Genomic DNA, 16,061 nt, shown 5'->3' on the forward strand with positions numbered 1-16,061 from the left:
CTTTCAAAATTAAAGTGAAACGATACATAATCCGTTCTTTCTAAAGTCATTCGCTGAAACTTCCGTAAAACCTCTATGTATCTATATTCCTCCGTTGCATACACTTGAAGTATCCAATTCAAGGGGGAATCAACATGCAAACGACAGTCGTTCCATTACTCATCATCGATGTCCAACAAGCCTTTCATGATCCAAGCTGGGGAAACCGCAACAATCCAAAATGCGAAGAGAATATCGCACGGTTGATTGAAGCGTGGGAACATCATGATCAACCGATCATCTATGTCCAACATGTCACGAACGTTCCGACCTCACTCTTCTATTTCAAAAAAGATGGTCATTTGTTCCAAGACTTCATTCAACCTCGTGAACAAGATGTCATCTTAACGAAACAGGTGAATAGCGCCTTCATCGGAACAGAATTACAGGAACGACTCGAATCACTTGGTGCGACACAGGTTGTCATCACCGGATTAATCACGAACCATTGTGTCGAGACGACCGCACGGATGGCAGGAAACTTGGGATTCAATCCGATTGTTGTCTCCGATGCGACGGCAACGTTCGACCGACAATCAATCAGCGGGACATGGATCCCTGCAGAGGTCATCCATGATGTGTCGCTCGCTAGTTTGAATGAAGAATTTGCATCGATTCAAACGACAATTGAGGTCATGAAGGATGTGTTACAAAAAGAAGTACAGTCCTGATGGATTGTACTTCTTTTTATTCATAACCTGGCTTTAAAGTATACAGATGTCACTCATATTTTTCGTACTGCCCTTATTCATCAGCAGTTTCTATATATCCACTAATCAAAAATGGAATCTTTAAGTTCGCAAGCTTCATCAAGAAATCTGGTTCAAATTCTAACTTCACATCTAAGTGAGAGACCACGCCCAAATCGATCCAGATATCATCGGCTCCACAAGAGCGAAGGGTATCAATATGTTCTGTCAAAGTGTCAATCATCCAAAAAAGTCCGATATACGGATTTTCCATTTTCTGAGATTCAAGTGGTGGTTCAAACGACGCATGACCTACCTTAGCGATTTCTTTACGTTTTCCGATATGCTCAATTTCCCCAACTTCCGTTAGCTTATAAAATTGAATACCTGTTTTCTCTGATGCAGCGCAAGGAGAAAAATGAGGCCCCATTAAATGACAAGGAATCATAAATCGATCGGATGGAATGTTCATATAGAACTCCTCGGTCATTTTTGCGGACTCGGATATTTCACTGCGTTTTTCACAAGCTTGTCTTCAATTGCTTTCGAAACATCGATTCCGGCAGCGTGAGCGAACGTCAACGCGTAAATCAACACATCTGCCAATTCCTCTTCCATCTCCGTCTTCTTCGTCTCAAGCGCTTCTTCACTCGACACCCATTGGAATACCTCAAGGAGCTCACTTGCCTCAAGTGATAACGATAACGCCAAGTCTTTCGGGTTATGATGGAACGCCCAGTCGCGCTCATCTCGGAATTTAATGACCTCATCCATTAATCGTTGTACTTCGTTCATATTTATACCCTCTCTCTTTGTAACTTCAATAATTTTCGTCGTAGCGATTCATCAGATGCATATAGATAGAGGCCTTTGACGCCACGCTTCATCAATATGTTAATCGAGTTCAAGACAATCTGTTCTTTTGCCAAATCAACATTCTCAATACCTTCGATTCCAGCATAGGCTCCCGTATCTTTATATAAATTCGGATCAATCATTAGACCTTCCTGCTCCTCATCATAGGATACGGATGGGCCTAAAACGACACCAACATAGTTCAAATCAAATCCTTGAATCGTATAGATAGAGCCGGCTTCGGCGATGGTTTCTGCTTTTTCAGCCCACGTCGTTTTTCCACCGGTTGTATTCCATGGCATTTTATAATTTCCGTTCGACTCATATACATAATAGGTGTCTCCGTCCTTTTTGTGTAAAAAGTCAAAAGTCGAAACAACACGGCTCAACCCGTATCTTCGATCTTGCTCGATGATGGTACGGTGCATCTCTTCTAACGTTTCAAATATTCGTAAATCATATTGCTTCGATTTCGGTAATGGATTGATTCGTTTTTCTTTAAATGCGTTGACCCAGTTCATCATATCTTCATCTGCTTGCATTCGGAATTGACTGGTTAGTTTGTAAGTCTCTACTGTCCTTGCTTTCTTTTTATAATCATCCAACTTGAGTGAATTCCAGTGACTCTTCAGTTTCAATACTTGATGTTGATCAAAAATAGCGATGACAATTTTGGCTTTCTTCAGCAACTCTTCGAGATGATTGTTTTGCCGGAAATTGTTATAGGGATCTGATTTCGTCAGCAACAAGTGGGCTTCGTCCACAAAGATAATGTCGGCTTTCTCGTCTTTCAGTTTATTCAATAATGGCGTCGGTTTTATGAAGTCCCCTGCTTTAAGATGTTTCACCTGCTTGGCGATTCCTTTATACGTTTTCAACATCTCTTCATGATTAACAACCAAATAATTTTTTGTCTGATGAAGTGTTGAATTAGTGTCTTTTGTTCGAGCTTGGATTGTATTAAAGATTGAGCTCAAGACAACACTCTTCCCTACACCTGCTTCCCCTTCAATCACATATAAATCTCCGTATGTTGCATTCGGATCCACTTTCGACATTTGCGTTTCACAAAAGTCGAGTACCTTCTCTTTTAAATCTAACTGTTCGACAGATAACTCTTTAAACGGAGACAGCTTGAAGATATCCTTGTTTTCAATGGCGTGAAGTTCATTTTGAACAAGCCCCTTACGATGTAATTCATCCCAGAGTTCGGGAAACAATTCGTTGTCGTAATAATTTTTATTATAGTAATTGTGCGTGAAGTCGTTCGCAGTTTTACTTTTATTCTGAAGTGTATACTTCTCATCTCCTAAAAAATAATTGATGAGCTTTGTTTCGAGATGGAATGTTGCTGAACGGTTGAACTTGTCATGATTGACGAGATGAATTTGATTCAGCTGTTTCCGTTCCATTTGTTTAAGTTTTAGATGTTGCTTCATTCGCTTTTTAAAATGAACCGTTTCACCAATGTATGCTTCTTTCTCTCCGTTCAAAATGTAAATCACCGGATAGTTCACATATGTTTCTGTATCATCGATGCTATGTAGACTACTTTCTTCGAATTTGAATGGAACGACTTTAACCATACAACAGACCTACTCTCTTCTGATTTCAAATTATATCCATTTTATCATACAATATCTTTTTAAATGATTACGCATCACTTTCCGAGTTCTAAATCAGATAATGGTATAATTCCACTAAAAAGGGAGGGATTCGGTGCTTACTTTCCAAAACGTCTCGGTTCGCCAACAAGACACACTCATTCTCGAAAACATTTCATTTACGATCCAACCAGGTGAGTTGGCCGCCATTCATTGTGGCGTGATTTCTCGGGAAATCATCTTCGGTCTCATCAGTCAGGAAATCTCGACATATACCGGGAACATCGACCACACTTCAACACTGTCCCTCTTCTCCATAAGGGACGGTTTATACGACCGCCTCACCATCGAGGAGTATTTACGCTTCACCAAGCGCCTATATGATTCAACTGACTCGGTCGACTCGGTGATGCAGCAACTCCAACTCACGACTTACCGCAAGCATCGCCTCCACCGTCTCAATCGCTCCCTTGTCAGACGCACACAGTACGCCGCGCTGCTTCTCCAGGACCGTGACCTGTATGTGTTTGAAGAACCTGACCAAGACGTGGACCAAGAGACACGCCACCTTTTACGCGATACGTTACAGACATTAACGTCGAGACAAAAAGCCGTCCTCGTGTTGACGAGCAACATGGAGAGTGCGCTCTTCATGACATCGACCGTTTATCGGATTGACCATCGTCACTTGCGCTTGTTAGATGTGGAACCAGAAGAAGAGGATGAGACAGACATCTCATCTGAGGTCATCCACGTCCGTTTCGAGAAAATCCCGACGAAAGTGAACGAAAAAATCATCTTACTAGATCCTCCTGAAATCGACTTCATCGAAAGTCAGGACGGACAGTCGATTTTACATAGTCAATCGGATCAGTTCCCGAGCGTCTTCACAATGAATGAGCTCGAGACGCGTTTGACTCCGTACGGTTTCTTCCGCTGCCATCGGTCTTATCTCGTGAACTTACAACGTGTCCGCGAAGTCATCACCTATACGAAAAATAGCTTCAGTCTCGTCTTGGATGATTCAGAGAAGACAACGATTCCGTTATCCAAGACAAAAATGGCAGAATTGAAGACGATGATGGGGCTCAAATAGTCTCCATTCACAGTTCTATTCGCTTCATTCAACTCCTGATAAGCACCATTTATCGCCATTTTAGTGCGGCCTTCCCCCATTCCCTATACGATAGAGACAAGCAAGACGACATCGACAAGGAGGAACGGGAATGGAACCAATCATTCAAGTGAACGGGTTGAAGAAATTGTTTGGAAACGAGGAAGCGTTACATGATGTGACGTTCACGGTAGGAAAAGGGGAAGTGTTCGGCTTCTTAGGACCGAGTGGTTCAGGAAAGACGACGACGATTAAAATTTTGACGTCACAACTCGCACAGACAGCCGGTGATGCCACCGTCTTCGGCGTACCGGTCGCTGATTTGAAACAAGAACAGTACCGTAAACGCATCGGCGTGTTGACGGACAATAGTGGTCTTTATACACGACTTTCTATAGAAGAGAACCTGAGCTTATATTGTGACCTTTATGATGAACCAAAGACTCGGATCGATGAGGTATTGAACATGGTCAACCTCAGCGGGGAACGGAAGAAGCGCATCGACAAACTCTCTAGAGGGATGTTACAACGGGTGACGCTCGCACGCGCCCTTCTTCATGAGCCAGAGCTCCTGTTTCTAGATGAACCGACCTCGGCTCTCGACCCGGTCAACTCTCGACATATCTATAAAGGAATTGAACGGTTGAAGGCAAACGGAACGACCATCTTTCTGACGACACACGATATGCAAGAAGCCGAAGAGCTGTGTGATCGTGTCGCTTTCTTACATCAAGGGTCGATTCAACTGCTCGATGCCCCGAACGTATTGCGCAGGAAATATGCGACTGGTTCGATGCGAGTCGAATTGAACAACGGTCAGACGCATGAAGTGACACAAACCGACGAAGGCGCGGACTGGCTCCATAAACAGATGCGTGCTAAAAATATAGCATCGATTCACTCCAATGAGCCGACACTCGGCGACATCTTTATCGAAGTGACAGGGAGGAAATTATCATGACTTTTTCATTGAAACGCGCACTCGCCATTTTCCAAAAAGACTACAAGGATTTGTCACGAAACTTATTCGTCTCGTCAACCTTGGTCATGCCGCTCTTCTTCGCTGTCTTTTATTCGCGAATCGGTGAAGGCGGCGTCGATATCACGTACTTCGTCATCAACATCACGTTCAGCCTCGTCGCAATCTTTGTGCAGTGTGCATTGATTGCCGAAGAGAAAGAGAAGAACACGCTTCGCGGGCTCATGTTATCCCCAGCGAGCACGCTCGACATCTTGCTCGGAAAGAGCGCTCTCACATTCGTGACGACGATGATCCTCATCGTAGCCTCGTCATTTTTGATGGATTATGCTCCACAAAATCTGGCTGTGATCGCTCTCGCGCTCATCGTCTCGACATTCTTTTATATCGGGATCGGAACGATGTTCGGCTTGATGTCGAAGACGGTCATGGAAGCTTCATTGATTGTCATGTTGCCGTTCTTTTTCTTCTCGTTCTCACCGATGTTGTTGCCACTACAAGACCGTTTCGCCATCATCGGATTGCTAGAGTATTTACCGAACGTGCTCTTGATTGATGTGGCTCATCAAGTGGAAGACGGTGCGAACTTCGGTACCGTCGGGCTAGAGCTCGGTTTGCTTACGGCGTGGGCGCTTGCTGCATTCGTCGGTAGTGTCGTGATGTATAACCGGAAACAGACAGACTGAATGTTAAGACCATACAAAAACAGGACTACGTATCGTAGCCCTGTTTTTCGTTATCCTTGTTACAGGAATGGATTATTCTCATCGCTTAATCGGATTCGAAATAGAAGAAATGGAACAAATAGAAGACTCAAATAGCCTAATGTAAATAGACGCTGAGTTTCACCAGAAATATATTGCGTGTGTCCACAATTCGGACATGCTTTTCTGTCTTTGGAAAATCCAAATGACCATACCTCTTTCATTTTCCATTTATAGTGACAATTCGTGCAATGTGGTGCCATCGCCCCCCCCTCCTTCGATCATTACGAATGAAGGATAAGTAGGTTTCAATTTGAAGATTCATTATTGAAGATGGTTATGTCATGTTCTAACATCCATTTAAGTCTTGTCTTATACTTTAAAGTCTCTTCCAATAATAATAACTTCCCGGGATACTATAAAATTGTTTATGAGTTTTATCATAAGTAAGAACATAGTCAATTATGTTGTATGCAGTCCCTACTCCTATTGTACCTTTTAAAACTGATGAAGCGAATTTTTTCACTGCTGCCACACTCATCTTTTTACCTGAAAAAGCTTTTATGAGAGCATCGATACCGCCCAATCCAAAGGCGCTAATTAAAGTACTACGCTCAATGTTAATCAGAGAGTCTACCTTTTTCGTATATTCATTAAATTTTGTATTGTATTTAGGTATTTTCTTTTCCATAGTACTGTATCTAGCCAATCCTCCCCCATTAGAGTATTGAATATAACTCATACCGGCAACCGAACTAGTTTTAACCCATTTACCACTTGCACTTGCTAAAGAAATACCTTGTGAAACGCTGCTCACTTGATTATATGTAGTTCCATAATCTAAATTGTCAACTTCACTAGTTTGATTTGCTATTTCAGATTCAATTATATTCCCTTCGGAATTAAAAACCGTTTCAAAATTTTCAACTAGTATTTCTTCATTGTTTGCAATCAAATACTTATACGTTTTTACTTTATATAAACTTATATACTCATAATATTTATATAAAGAACCTTCCTCATTAACTGTATAAATCATAACTTCGTCAGTGTCTTTAAGCACATTTACTTCAGAAGACAGATTATATTTTTCCTCTTCTGCTGAAACTGGTGTAAGCATTTGAACATTCGAGATAGAAATTGAACTAACTAGTACTAGAGATGTGATTAGCTTTATTTTTTTCAATTTTAACCCTCCTTATTTAATTTCTATATTATACCACTAGCAATCATTAATTAAGTTATTAATTACATTTAAGTAAATATTATCTATAAAAGAAAATAATAAGGGCCAAAGGGTGTATTTAATTTATTTCCAATATATAAAACAAAAAACCACCCACCAGCTTTCGCTGATGAATGGTTCCTGTGAAGGCATATGACTTACATCATACCGCCCATTCCACCCATGCCGCCCATGTCAGGCATTGCAGGAGCGTCTTTTTCTGGCTTGTCTGCGATGACCGCTTCCGTTGTGAGGAACATCGCTGAAACAGATGCTGCGTTTTGAAGTGCTGAACGCGTCACTTTCGCTGGGTCGACGATACCATGTGCGATCATGTCGACATATTCGCCAGTTGCCGCGTTGTACCCGACACCGACTGACTCGTTCTTAAGTTTCTCGACGATGACCGAACCTTCTTCACCCGCGTTTTCCGCGATTTGACGGACCGGTGCTTCGAGTGCACGAAGGACGAGTTTCACACCAGTCGCTTCATCCGCTGTCACTTCTGCAAGCAACGCACGAACGGCTGGGATGACATTGATGAGTGATGTACCACCACCCGCAACGATTCCTTCTTCAACTGCTGCACGTGTCGCGTTGAGTGCGTCTTCGATGCGGAGTTTACGCTCTTTGAGCTCTGTCTCCGTAGCTGCACCGACTTTAACAACGGCTACGCCACCTGCGAGTTTCGCGAGACGCTCTTGGAGTTTTTCACGGTCGAAGTCAGACGTTGTCTCTTCGATTTGGTTACGGATCGTTTGAACGCGGGCTTTAATCGCGTCTTCGTTCCCTGCACCTTCGACGACAGTCGTTGTGTCTTTTGTGACGACGACTTTCGATGCACGACCGAGCATGTCGAGTGATGCTGATTTGAGATCGAGACCGAGGTCTTCTGTGATGACTTGACCACCTGTGAGTGTCGCGAGGTCTTCAAGCATCGCTTTACGACGGTCACCGAATCCTGGTGCTTTGACGGCTACCGCGTTGAACGTACCACGAAGTTTGTTCAAGACGAGTGTCGCGAGGGCATCGCCTTCGATATCTTCTGCGACGATCAAGATCGGCTTCCCTTGTTGCACGACTTGCTCGAGTACTGGGATGATTTCTTGAATGTTCGAGATCTTCTTGTCTGTGATCAAGATGTACGGGTTGTCGAGTGACGCTTCCATCTTGTCAGAGTCTGAGATCATGTATGGTGACAAGTATCCACGGTCGAACTGCATTCCTTCAACGACGTCGAGTTCAGTCGTGAAGCCGCGTGATTCTTCGATTGTGATGACACCGTCGTTCCCGACGCGCTCCATCGCTTCTGCGATCAATTCGCCGACTTCTTCGTCTGCTGCCGAGATGGCCGCGACTTGTGCGATCGCTTCTTTTGACTCGATTGGTTTCGAGATGGCTTTCAACTCTTCAAGTGCGCGTGTGACCGCTTTGTCGATTCCTTTACGAAGAATCATCGGGTTCGCGCCCGCTGTGACGTTCTTGAGCCCTTCACGAATCATCGCTTGTGCGAGGACTGTCGCTGTTGTCGTACCGTCCCCTGCGACTTCGTTCGTCTTCGACGCGACTTCCGCAACAAGTTTCGCGCCCATGTTTTCGAAGCGGTCTTCGAGTTCGATTTCTTTCGCGATTGTCACGCCATCGTTTGTGATGAGTGGTGAACCGAATTTCTTCTCGAGGACAACGTTGCGTCCTTTTGGTCCAATCGTTACTTTGACTGCGTCAGCGAGTGCGTCGACGCCGCGAAGCATCGCATGACGTGCATCTTCTGAGAATTTAATATCTTTTGCCATCGTTCATTTCCCCCTAAAAAAAGTTTTTGAATAATGGTGCTTAGCCTACGATTGCGAGAATATCGCTCTCGCGAACGATTAAGTATTCTTTTCCATCATGCTTCACTTCGGTACCTGCGTACTTCGAGTAGATGACCAAATCATTTTCTTTCACGTCAAGATCGATGCGCTTGCCTTCGTCCGTCACGCGGCCTGTACCGACTGCGACGACTTTCCCTTGTTGCGGCTTTTCTTTCGCCGTATCAGGAAGCACGATGCCCCCGATCGTCTTTTCTTCTTTCTCCACGACTTCGATGATGACACGATCGCCTAGTGGTTTTAACATGGAAAAACCCTCCTCCGAATATGAATGATGTAATGTGTATCGTAAGGTTTTAGCACTCAGCTAAAAGGAGTGCTAACACTGATTAGTGTAGTATGTGTCGATAAAAAAATCAAGTGGGATACATTAAAAAATGCTCTTACTCGCGGTCAAGAGAACTTATTTGTTACAATGAGAGAAAGGTAGGTTCACTCTTATATTAAGGACGTGTTGAATTGGCTACACTAAACTCAAACCAATCGATAAATACCCGTTTTTCGATGGCGCCTAACATTCGTCTCCGGCACCTCACCCCGATTTTACTATATGCGTTCGTCCAGCTATTCCCGCTCGTCCTCAGTGAAGTACGACCGGAATGGCTAACAGAAACGTTCGTCGGGCTCTGGCTCGCCATCGGATTCGGTGTGACGATTGTTCTGTCAATCTTGCTCATCTGGCCAGACTTGAAACAATACAAAGCCCAAGGTATCCAGTCGAACTTGAACGACACGGTCAAATGGATCGGGCTCGGGATTTTGATGCAATACGGGCTCGTCATCGTGGCGAACTTGATTGAGACGGCCATCTCTGGTGAACTGGTCGAGTCGATGAACACACAAAACATCGCCGAGATGGTGGAAGTCATTCCACTTATGATTTTGCCAGTCGTCTTACTCGGACCGATCATCGAAGAGATTCTCTTCCGTCATATTTTGTTCGGGAACTTGAACGCGCGCTTCGGTTTCTGGATTGCCTTTGGTGTCAGTTCGATCCTATTCGCACTCATCCACCAAGATAATCGGTTCCTCGTGTATATCGCGATGAGTTTTGCATTCTCTTACGCGTATGCGAAGACAAGACGATTGATCGTTCCAATCGCCATCCACGCGTTTAACAACGCGCTCGTGATGCTCGTACTATTTTTAATGTAGAAATGAGGTGGCAGTTATGCCGCGACAATTAAAAGTGATGATGCTCTTCAGTCTATCGTTCGGTGTGTTGTTCACCGTCCTCGCGTACTTCTCGGTACAAGAGTACGGCTTCAGCTTCTGGACGTACTTCATCATCGCCGTCGCCGCTTACGACTTTTTCAAAGTGTATCAAATCTTGGCACTCGCCCGAAAAGTCAAAAAAGAAGGCACGGACAAATCCGCATAATGAAACCCCGAGTCTTACGAGCTCGGGGTTTTCTTTATATGGATGACGTTCGTCAAATCAATCTTTTCATGGAGTACAGCACTGCGAATCAACATACCACGACGCATCATGATGACACCAAACACGACGTACATCGTATCAAGCAACGGAACTGACGTCTCGTCAAAGAACCAGACGACGACAAAAAAGCTGAAAATTGAAAGAAAGCCAATCGATGAGACGAGTTTCGAATCGACATTCTGTATCAGTGACTTCACCTTCTCTCCATCAAACTGTTCGAGTTGCTCCTGATAAAGTGCATGGAAGACAACACCGAATCCCGCCACTGTAATCGTCATCCATTCACCGTTCCACCATCCTATCAGAAATACGATTGGATTGAAGAAAAGAAATGCCAACAATAGTTTTTTCCTCATCGAACCCCTCCTTATGATGGAATCCATAGTTTCGCAAAATCAAAATAACCAAACAAGTCGACACAGACGTCCTTCAGCTCGACCGGGAACGGTATGGTCCTCTCCTCGTTATAGAGCGGGATGAAGTACGACTTCTCTTTCAACTCGCGCTCAATCTCCCGGTGTAGCGGCAACCAGTCTTCAAACGGCAGGTCATCATATTGCCTGACCCGCTCCACCATCCCCTCGATATAAGGGAACACTTTATGCGGGGGCGAGTACTCGTTCGTCATGAACTGTTCAAACCCGAGCGTGATGTTCCGCTCGAACACTTCCCCGTGAACGACCAAATCGACGTATTCATAATACGTCTTGTCATGGATCGAATCTTTGAAGCTGATGGGCACGAACTCATAAGCAATGCCGTGACGCGTTAACATTTCGGCAATCCAGTCGGTCGTATCGTTCGTGAAGTCCGTCTGTTTGATTCGAATCGGTCGGTCGAACGTGACGGGTGTTCCTTTTGGAATGCGATACGTCTCGCTCAGCGAACCGAGAAAACCTCGGTCGTTCGGTGTTCTCCGTTCATTCCGTGTCCCGATTTCCGGTCGAATCTCCGCAATCAATCGATGCATGTAATGTCTCGCTTCTTCATTCGCGAACACACTATTCGGGTGACTGTTCAAGATGACAAGCCCGAACCCGGACGGTGTCGAGATGTGTCCGGTTTCTTTGGAATCTCTTGATGAGATGCGATACGTCGGATCGTATCCGTCCGGCACTTTGATGAACTCGACCCGGTCGAGGAGCGCCCGCACCCCAAAATAATTCTCGAAGGCGAGGAGGACCGTCTTCTCCTTGTCATGGCGATCCAATTGAAACGGCCCCGTCCCGACACTTCCTTTAGCGATACTCGTATGAATCATCGACAGTTTCGGGATGTACGAATTCCGAGGCCGGTCGAGCGTGACGTCGACGCGATACGTGCCGTTCGATGCGATATGCCGGACGTGCCGATACATATACCGATACGCATCCGACTGAACGAGTGTGCGTAAACTTTTCGTCACATCTTTACTCGTCATGAGCGACCCGTCATGGAATCGTACCCCTTTCCGAAGAAACAAGACGAGCGTATTCCCCTGCCATTCATAGTGATGCGCAAGCTCCCCTGTGACCTCACCAGACGCGTCAATCATGAACAGACGATTGAAGACGTTCTGCACGAGGTGGGCACTGTGGATGTCAGCCGCCTCGAGCGGATGTGTCGTCAAAAAGTGACGGCGTCGCGGGATGATGAGTGCATCACTCGATGTTTGGACGTAACCGAACTTCTTCTCGAGTTGACGCATGAACCGACCCGCCTGTGCAGGCGACCAGTCCCACTCCAGCTGATTTGTCACTGCCTCGACCGACTCTTTCTCTATGCGGTCAAGCAGCTGTTTCGCCAAATCACGCTCGACGTGTCGTAGCCATTCGAGACGCGTCAAATTCCCCCGTCCGCGGCCGCTCGTATACGTAAGCCATCCTTCTTCTTGCCACCGTGCCAAATGACGCTTCGTCTGTTTCGGGCTTAAATGAATGGCTTCCGCCATATCGGAAATCGTGTACGCTCCGTCCCGACACTCTTTCCACAATCGAAATAAATATGCATCCACGTCACATCCCCCCCTTAAAAGTGGACATCATTTCTCCATGTCGTCCATTTTTCAAATCCGTTGTCTTGTTTATCATACAGGTACAGAATGGAAGGTGACAAGATGAAATGGAAAGATATACCTAAACCAATAAAAGTTCGACTCGTGACATCATTTTTCAACCGTTCGGTCTCATTCGCCATCATGCCGTTCATGGCACTTCTCTTTGTCAAAGCGTTCAATGAATGGATCGCGGGCGTCTTCTTAATCTCGCTCGTCTGTCTCGGATACGCGATCGGGTTAATCGGGGGATACCTTGCTGATAAATTCTCACGGAAGCGACTTCTCGTGTTGACGGCAAGTCTCACCGCTTCGATGTTTCTCGTCATGACGCTCAGTCTTCAGTTCGACCAGATGATCATTTTCATGATCGCCTATACGATTTTCACGGTCACGAACAACCTCGGGCGGCCTGCGATGAGCGCCATCATCATCGATGCGACAACGCCTGAGAACCGAAAAGCCGTGTACGCGCTCGATTACTGGTTGATCAACTTATCCATTACGATTGGGACGGCACTCGGGGGCTGGCTCTATGTCAGCAATCAATTGTTACTATTTTGGATTTTGACGTTCACGTCGAGCATGTTGCCGATCGCGTACGCCATCTTCCTCGAGGACACGAAACGGACGTGGACCTCTCAAAAGCTTCGCCTCGTCTTCGTCGACGTGTTCCAAAGTTATCAAATCGCCTGGCGTGACCGCCCGTTCGTCAAAGTCGTCTTCGGCTCGATGTGTATCCTCGCTGCTGAGTTCTCAATGGGTAGTTATGTCGCGGTCCGGCTCGCCGATTCATTCGAACCGCTCTCGATTGAATCATGGACAATCAACGGGGTGCGGATGATGAGTCTCATTCAAATCGAGAACACGCTCATCGTCGTCGCGTTGACGTTCTTCATCCAACGTCTCGCCTCACGTTTCTCAAACAAGCACACACTTCTCGGTGGGCTCGTGCTATACACGATCGGGTACGCCGTCATCACGAGTGCGAATTCGATGATGCTCCTTCTCGGTTTCATGCTCATCGCAACATTCGGCGAATTGTTGTACTCACCGGTATTGAACACGGAGAAGGCGAACATGATGCCAGAAGACCGCCGTGGTGCGTACTCTGCGTTTGCCGGGACCTCGTTCGCCGGTGCCGACTTCTTATCACGTTCGACGATTTTGATTGGGTCGCTTCTCACCCCGTTCATGATGAGCGTCTACATCGGACTGTTGGTCAGCTTCGGCTGTTTCCTCGTCTATAGCGGCATCTATGTAAAAGAAAAGCTCGTCCTGCGACGAGCCGCGTCCTAAATCAAACCCATCCTTTCTCAGTGGAAGGATGGGTTTTAGTCGAGCTGCTGTTGGTACATCGCATAGATCAAGGTCAACGCCCGGATGCAGAAAATTGTCGAGAAGCCATAGATGCTCAGCTCGAGCAACGAAACAGATGGATATTGTAGGGCAAGGGAGACCACATAGCCTACTAAACAAAGCAAGACGACAAGTGTGATCGTCCACTCATCCGACTTCCGCTTCATCTTCTCCGCCACCCCCTTCTCTTCTTTCTCTACGCGTTCACGCTGCCAAAAGTAAAAGAACAAGGCATACATCGCAAACGAGATTCTTGGAACGTCGCCTAAGAGTAAATCAAAAATGATGAGACCTAAAAATAAGTATGTCCCCAACTGATAGCCGCTCTGCATTTGAAGACGCGAACGAAGTGATCCGTTTGACCCCCACTTCATAATCCAATCACCGCCACGGTCAATCCACCGTAGACGAACCCGAGTACGATGGCACTGATTGCCATACGTTTATATTGCGGATATTGATAAAGGGCAACCGCCCCACCAACGACGTGAACAAATGCGACGATAAACGTCAAAATCGGAAAAAGCATAAAGAACCTCTTTTCTTTTTAGGAAATCATGGAAACAAATCCATTTTCCGATATACTTGAGTGCGAACTCATTATAACAATTATGGATAAGGAGTTGGAGTTCTATGTATGATTCGCGTATGGATTTGACGACAGAAGAAATGTTACTCGTGAACAGCGAAGTCGAAAAACGAAAACGTAGCTTGCTCGTCGCCTACTTGCTTTGGTTTTTCCTCGGTGCATTTGGTGCGCATCGTTTCTATTTCAAAAAAATCGGTTCAGGAATCGCCATGGTCCTACTCGTCGTCTTGACGCTCGGTCTCGGTGCATTCATCACAGGCATTTGGGCACTCGTTGATGCATTTCTCATGCCGGGTTGGCAACAACGTGAAGTTGAGCAGATTGAGCGCGAGACGATTAAGCTGCTTCAAACACGTTCTGATCGCTATACAGGATTCTAATCAAAAAAGACGATCGGGTCATCTCGCCCCGATCGTCTTTCAACGTTCTGTTAAGTAGAAGGCGAAGTCCCGTGATTTTCGCTCTTTCACTGCATGATGAATCCAGAGCCACGCCAACCCTTCGAGCTCACGAGCAAGTTTCAGTCCGTGGAGCGGATGCGTATCGAATCCGATTTCGTTCGATAGCTCGACAACAAGCCGCACCGCTTCCTCATCTTCACCTGCGACGAACATGACGGACCCATTCGGATCGCCTAAATTCTCGACCCCTGTCTGATTGAACGCCTTCACAACTTTCGTATCCGGAATGAGTCGCTGCAAATACTCCGCTCCCGAAACCCCGTCCGGTCGCTCGACCTCGTTAAATTCGATGACAATCGGATTCGTCACATCAATCAATACTTTCCCATCCAGACCGTCGAGTGTCGGTATCAGATCGACTGCGGCCGCGAACTGCGTACAGAGCAATAGGACATCGCTCGTCGAGGCGACCTCTTATAGCGTCAATGTCCCTTCCCGTTCCGTCCGTGTCCCGTACAGCACCTCATAGCCTGCTCGTTCGAACTGCTCCCCGAGCGTGCGTCCCACTTTCCCGGCACCTAAGATCCCGAGTTTCATGATTCACAGCTCCTCGTCTGTCCGCGTGATTGTCCCTCCGAACTCTGCTGCAAGCCCGTCTAAAATCGATGGGTCGAATTCTTCTCCGATCGCCATGACCCCGGTCTGACCTGGTTCGATGTTACCGACCGTCCGTTTGAACGTGTCTTGGATGCCTTGTAAATGTTTTACGTCTTTCGTGCCGCCAATGAGACCACCTGTGAGTGTCCCGAACAGGATACCGAACGGACCTCCGAGGATTCCAACCGCCATCCCGATGAGCGCACCTTTCGTCGACTTATTGACCGGTGCGAGCTGTGCCGCATCCTCAAACGAGAACGCCCCGTTCTCTTCACGCTTGATGACGACCAATTGTTCAAAACCGACGAGCCCATCCGAATGGTACTTTTTCAGCTTACTGAACGCCTGATACGAGATTGCCTCTTCTGGGAACGTGAACGTGACGATGTGATACGGTTGTTTTTCCTTTTTAGCCATGAAAAATTCCTCCTCTTAGGTAGAAAACATGACGCGCACTTACCCTACTCTTTTTCCCTGCTTTTCCGTAAAAAAACCTAGTCCG

The 16,061-nt window shown here is 46.1% G+C and carries 22 protein-coding genes; 8 read left to right on the forward strand and 14 right to left on the reverse strand.

The window, feature by feature from the left end; translation table 11 throughout:
• The first annotated feature begins 134 nt into the window (after positions 1-134).
• The gene (locus KNO65_RS14040; protein WP_214784938.1) at positions 135-710 is read left to right on the forward strand and encodes a cysteine hydrolase family protein; all 576 of its coding nucleotides are present in this window, start codon (positions 135-137) and stop codon (positions 708-710) included.
• Positions 711-783: 73 nt separating this feature from the next.
• Here the strand turns inward: KNO65_RS14040 and KNO65_RS14045 are convergent, their stop codons facing one another.
• Genes KNO65_RS14045 through KNO65_RS14055 form a run of 3 tightly spaced genes read right to left on the reverse strand, consistent with a single transcriptional unit; the run spans position 784 to position 3,169 of the window.
• Positions 784-1,200 carry a hypothetical protein gene (locus KNO65_RS14045; protein ID WP_214784940.1) on the reverse strand — a complete coding sequence of 139 codons (417 nt, stop codon included), beginning with the start codon at positions 1,198-1,200 and terminating at the stop codon, positions 784-786.
• Between the two features lie 14 nt (positions 1,201-1,214).
• Complete coding sequence (locus KNO65_RS14050) at positions 1,215-1,523, reverse strand: nucleotide pyrophosphohydrolase (RefSeq protein WP_074034788.1); 309 nt, start codon at positions 1,521-1,523, stop codon at positions 1,215-1,217.
• 2 nt (positions 1,524-1,525) lie between these two features.
• Positions 1,526-3,169 carry a DUF2075 domain-containing protein gene (locus KNO65_RS14055; protein ID WP_251131740.1) on the reverse strand — a complete coding sequence of 548 codons (1,644 nt, stop codon included), beginning with the start codon at positions 3,167-3,169 and terminating at the stop codon, positions 1,526-1,528.
• Positions 3,170-3,302: 133 nt separating this feature from the next.
• Between KNO65_RS14055 and KNO65_RS15855 the strand changes: the two genes are divergently transcribed.
• The 3 genes from KNO65_RS15855 (at position 3,303) to KNO65_RS14070 (ending at position 5,966) form a co-directional block, all read left to right on the forward strand.
• A complete protein-coding gene (locus KNO65_RS15855; RefSeq protein WP_214784942.1) occupies positions 3,303-4,283 on the forward strand; it encodes a LytTR family transcriptional regulator DNA-binding domain-containing protein in 981 nt (326 codons plus the stop codon).
• Between the two features lie 130 nt (positions 4,284-4,413).
• Positions 4,414-5,262: an ABC transporter ATP-binding protein gene (locus tag KNO65_RS14065; protein WP_074034792.1), complete on the forward strand. Its 849-nt coding sequence runs from the start codon at positions 4,414-4,416 to the stop codon at positions 5,260-5,262.
• Positions 5,259-5,966, forward strand: coding sequence for an ABC transporter permease (locus tag KNO65_RS14070; RefSeq protein WP_214784944.1), 708 nt, complete (start codon positions 5,259-5,261; stop codon positions 5,964-5,966). The genes KNO65_RS14065 and KNO65_RS14070 overlap by 4 nt, the downstream gene beginning before the upstream one ends.
• A gap of 59 nt (positions 5,967-6,025) precedes the next feature.
• Here the strand turns inward: KNO65_RS14070 and KNO65_RS14075 are convergent, their stop codons facing one another.
• From KNO65_RS14075 to groES, 4 genes are all read right to left on the reverse strand, one after another.
• Positions 6,026-6,247, reverse strand: coding sequence for a TIGR04104 family putative zinc finger protein (locus tag KNO65_RS14075; protein ID WP_214784946.1), 222 nt, complete (start codon positions 6,245-6,247; stop codon positions 6,026-6,028).
• A gap of 116 nt (positions 6,248-6,363) precedes the next feature.
• The gene (locus KNO65_RS14080; protein WP_074034797.1) at positions 6,364-7,170 is read right to left on the reverse strand and encodes a hypothetical protein; all 807 of its coding nucleotides are present in this window, start codon (positions 7,168-7,170) and stop codon (positions 6,364-6,366) included.
• Positions 7,171-7,367: 197 nt separating this feature from the next.
• Complete coding sequence (groL, locus tag KNO65_RS14085; RefSeq protein WP_214732102.1) at positions 7,368-9,002, reverse strand: chaperonin GroEL; 1,635 nt, start codon at positions 9,000-9,002, stop codon at positions 7,368-7,370.
• A gap of 40 nt (positions 9,003-9,042) precedes the next feature.
• Positions 9,043-9,327, reverse strand: coding sequence for a co-chaperone GroES (gene groES, locus KNO65_RS14090; protein ID WP_015880602.1), 285 nt, complete (start codon positions 9,325-9,327; stop codon positions 9,043-9,045).
• A 212-nt stretch (positions 9,328-9,539) separates the two neighbouring features.
• Between groES and KNO65_RS14095 the strand changes: the two genes are divergently transcribed.
• The gene (locus tag KNO65_RS14095) at positions 9,540-10,235 is read left to right on the forward strand and encodes a CPBP family intramembrane glutamic endopeptidase (RefSeq protein WP_230872870.1); all 696 of its coding nucleotides are present in this window, start codon (positions 9,540-9,542) and stop codon (positions 10,233-10,235) included.
• 16 nt (positions 10,236-10,251) lie between these two features.
• Complete coding sequence (locus KNO65_RS14100) at positions 10,252-10,461, forward strand: YdiK family protein (protein ID WP_015880600.1); 210 nt, start codon at positions 10,252-10,254, stop codon at positions 10,459-10,461.
• A 14-nt stretch (positions 10,462-10,475) separates the two neighbouring features.
• Here KNO65_RS14100 and KNO65_RS14105 read toward each other — a convergent pair whose 3' ends face one another.
• A complete protein-coding gene (locus tag KNO65_RS14105) occupies positions 10,476-10,877 on the reverse strand; it encodes a hypothetical protein (protein ID WP_214784948.1) in 402 nt (133 codons plus the stop codon).
• A gap of 11 nt (positions 10,878-10,888) precedes the next feature.
• Positions 10,889-12,514, reverse strand: coding sequence for an ABC transporter substrate-binding protein (locus KNO65_RS14110; protein WP_078146179.1), 1,626 nt, complete (start codon positions 12,512-12,514; stop codon positions 10,889-10,891).
• Positions 12,515-12,616: 102 nt separating this feature from the next.
• On the opposite strand from KNO65_RS14110, the gene KNO65_RS14115 reads away from it, so the two are divergent.
• Positions 12,617-13,852, forward strand: a complete 1,236-nt coding sequence (locus KNO65_RS14115) for an MDR family MFS transporter (RefSeq protein WP_214784950.1) — start codon at positions 12,617-12,619, stop codon at positions 13,850-13,852.
• A gap of 35 nt (positions 13,853-13,887) precedes the next feature.
• On the opposite strand, the gene KNO65_RS14120 is transcribed toward KNO65_RS14115, so the two are convergent.
• Entirely contained in the window at positions 13,888-14,286 is a 399-nt protein-coding gene (locus KNO65_RS14120; protein ID WP_214779882.1) for a CobD/CbiB family protein, read from the reverse strand.
• Entirely contained in the window at positions 14,283-14,441 is a 159-nt protein-coding gene (locus KNO65_RS14125; RefSeq protein WP_031424520.1) for a hypothetical protein, read from the reverse strand. The genes KNO65_RS14120 and KNO65_RS14125 overlap by 4 nt, the downstream gene beginning before the upstream one ends.
• Positions 14,442-14,545: 104 nt before the next feature.
• On the opposite strand from KNO65_RS14125, the gene KNO65_RS14130 reads away from it, so the two are divergent.
• A complete protein-coding gene (locus tag KNO65_RS14130) occupies positions 14,546-14,881 on the forward strand; it encodes a TM2 domain-containing protein (protein ID WP_015880594.1) in 336 nt (111 codons plus the stop codon).
• Positions 14,882-14,920: 39 nt separating this feature from the next.
• Here KNO65_RS14130 and KNO65_RS14135 read toward each other — a convergent pair whose 3' ends face one another.
• From KNO65_RS14135 to KNO65_RS14140, 3 genes are read right to left on the reverse strand one after another with little or no spacing between them, the layout of a single operon-like run.
• Complete coding sequence (locus KNO65_RS14135) at positions 14,921-15,349, reverse strand: NADPH-dependent F420 reductase (RefSeq protein ID WP_251131741.1); 429 nt, start codon at positions 15,347-15,349, stop codon at positions 14,921-14,923.
• Positions 15,350-15,376: 27 nt separating this feature from the next.
• The gene (locus tag KNO65_RS15725) at positions 15,377-15,499 is read right to left on the reverse strand and encodes an NAD(P)-binding domain-containing protein (RefSeq protein WP_251131742.1); all 123 of its coding nucleotides are present in this window, start codon (positions 15,497-15,499) and stop codon (positions 15,377-15,379) included.
• Positions 15,500-15,502: 3 nt separating this feature from the next.
• On the reverse strand, positions 15,503-15,976 hold the full coding sequence (locus KNO65_RS14140; protein ID WP_214784952.1) for a hypothetical protein: 474 nt from the start codon (positions 15,974-15,976) through the stop codon (positions 15,503-15,505).
• Positions 15,977-16,061 lie beyond the last annotated feature (85 nt).

It is taken from the genome of Exiguobacterium sp. S3 (assembly GCF_018617295.1).
In the GTDB taxonomy this organism is placed as follows: domain Bacteria; phylum Bacillota; class Bacilli; order Exiguobacteriales; family Exiguobacteriaceae; genus Exiguobacterium; species Exiguobacterium profundum.

Excerpts from the sequence above, each read along its gene's own strand:
- KNO65_RS14040 (WP_214784938.1), top strand. The coding sequence starts at position 135 with ATGCAAACGACAGTCGTTCCATTACTCATCATCGATGTCCAACAAGCC.
- KNO65_RS14045 (WP_214784940.1), bottom strand. The coding sequence starts at position 1,200 with ATGAACATTCCATCCGATCGATTTATGATTCCTTGTCATTTAATGGGG.
- KNO65_RS14050 (WP_074034788.1), bottom strand. The coding sequence starts at position 1,523 with ATGAACGAAGTACAACGATTAATGGATGAGGTCATTAAATTCCGAGAT.
- KNO65_RS14055 (WP_251131740.1), bottom strand. The coding sequence starts at position 3,169 with ATGGTTAAAGTCGTTCCATTCAAATTCGAAGAAAGTAGTCTACATAGC.
- KNO65_RS14065 (WP_074034792.1), top strand. The coding sequence starts at position 4,414 with ATGGAACCAATCATTCAAGTGAACGGGTTGAAGAAATTGTTTGGAAAC.
- KNO65_RS14070 (WP_214784944.1), top strand. The coding sequence starts at position 5,259 with ATGACTTTTTCATTGAAACGCGCACTCGCCATTTTCCAAAAAGACTAC.
- KNO65_RS14075 (WP_214784946.1), bottom strand. The coding sequence starts at position 6,247 with ATGGCACCACATTGCACGAATTGTCACTATAAATGGAAAATGAAAGAG.
- groL (WP_214732102.1), bottom strand. The coding sequence starts at position 9,002 with ATGGCAAAAGATATTAAATTCTCAGAAGATGCACGTCATGCGATGCTT.
- groES (WP_015880602.1), bottom strand. The coding sequence starts at position 9,327 with ATGTTAAAACCACTAGGCGATCGTGTCATCATCGAAGTCGTGGAGAAA.
- KNO65_RS14100 (WP_015880600.1), top strand. The coding sequence starts at position 10,252 with ATGCCGCGACAATTAAAAGTGATGATGCTCTTCAGTCTATCGTTCGGT.
- KNO65_RS14105 (WP_214784948.1), bottom strand. The coding sequence starts at position 10,877 with ATGAGGAAAAAACTATTGTTGGCATTTCTTTTCTTCAATCCAATCGTA.
- KNO65_RS14115 (WP_214784950.1), top strand. The coding sequence starts at position 12,617 with ATGAAATGGAAAGATATACCTAAACCAATAAAAGTTCGACTCGTGACA.
- KNO65_RS14120 (WP_214779882.1), bottom strand. The coding sequence starts at position 14,286 with ATGAAGTGGGGGTCAAACGGATCACTTCGTTCGCGTCTTCAAATGCAG.
- KNO65_RS14125 (WP_031424520.1), bottom strand. The coding sequence starts at position 14,441 with ATGCTTTTTCCGATTTTGACGTTTATCGTCGCATTTGTTCACGTCGTT.
- KNO65_RS14130 (WP_015880594.1), top strand. The coding sequence starts at position 14,546 with ATGTATGATTCGCGTATGGATTTGACGACAGAAGAAATGTTACTCGTG.
- KNO65_RS15725 (WP_251131742.1), bottom strand. The coding sequence starts at position 15,499 with ATGAAACTCGGGATCTTAGGTGCCGGGAAAGTGGGACGCACGCTCGGG.
- KNO65_RS14140 (WP_214784952.1), bottom strand. The coding sequence starts at position 15,976 with ATGGCTAAAAAGGAAAAACAACCGTATCACATCGTCACGTTCACGTTC.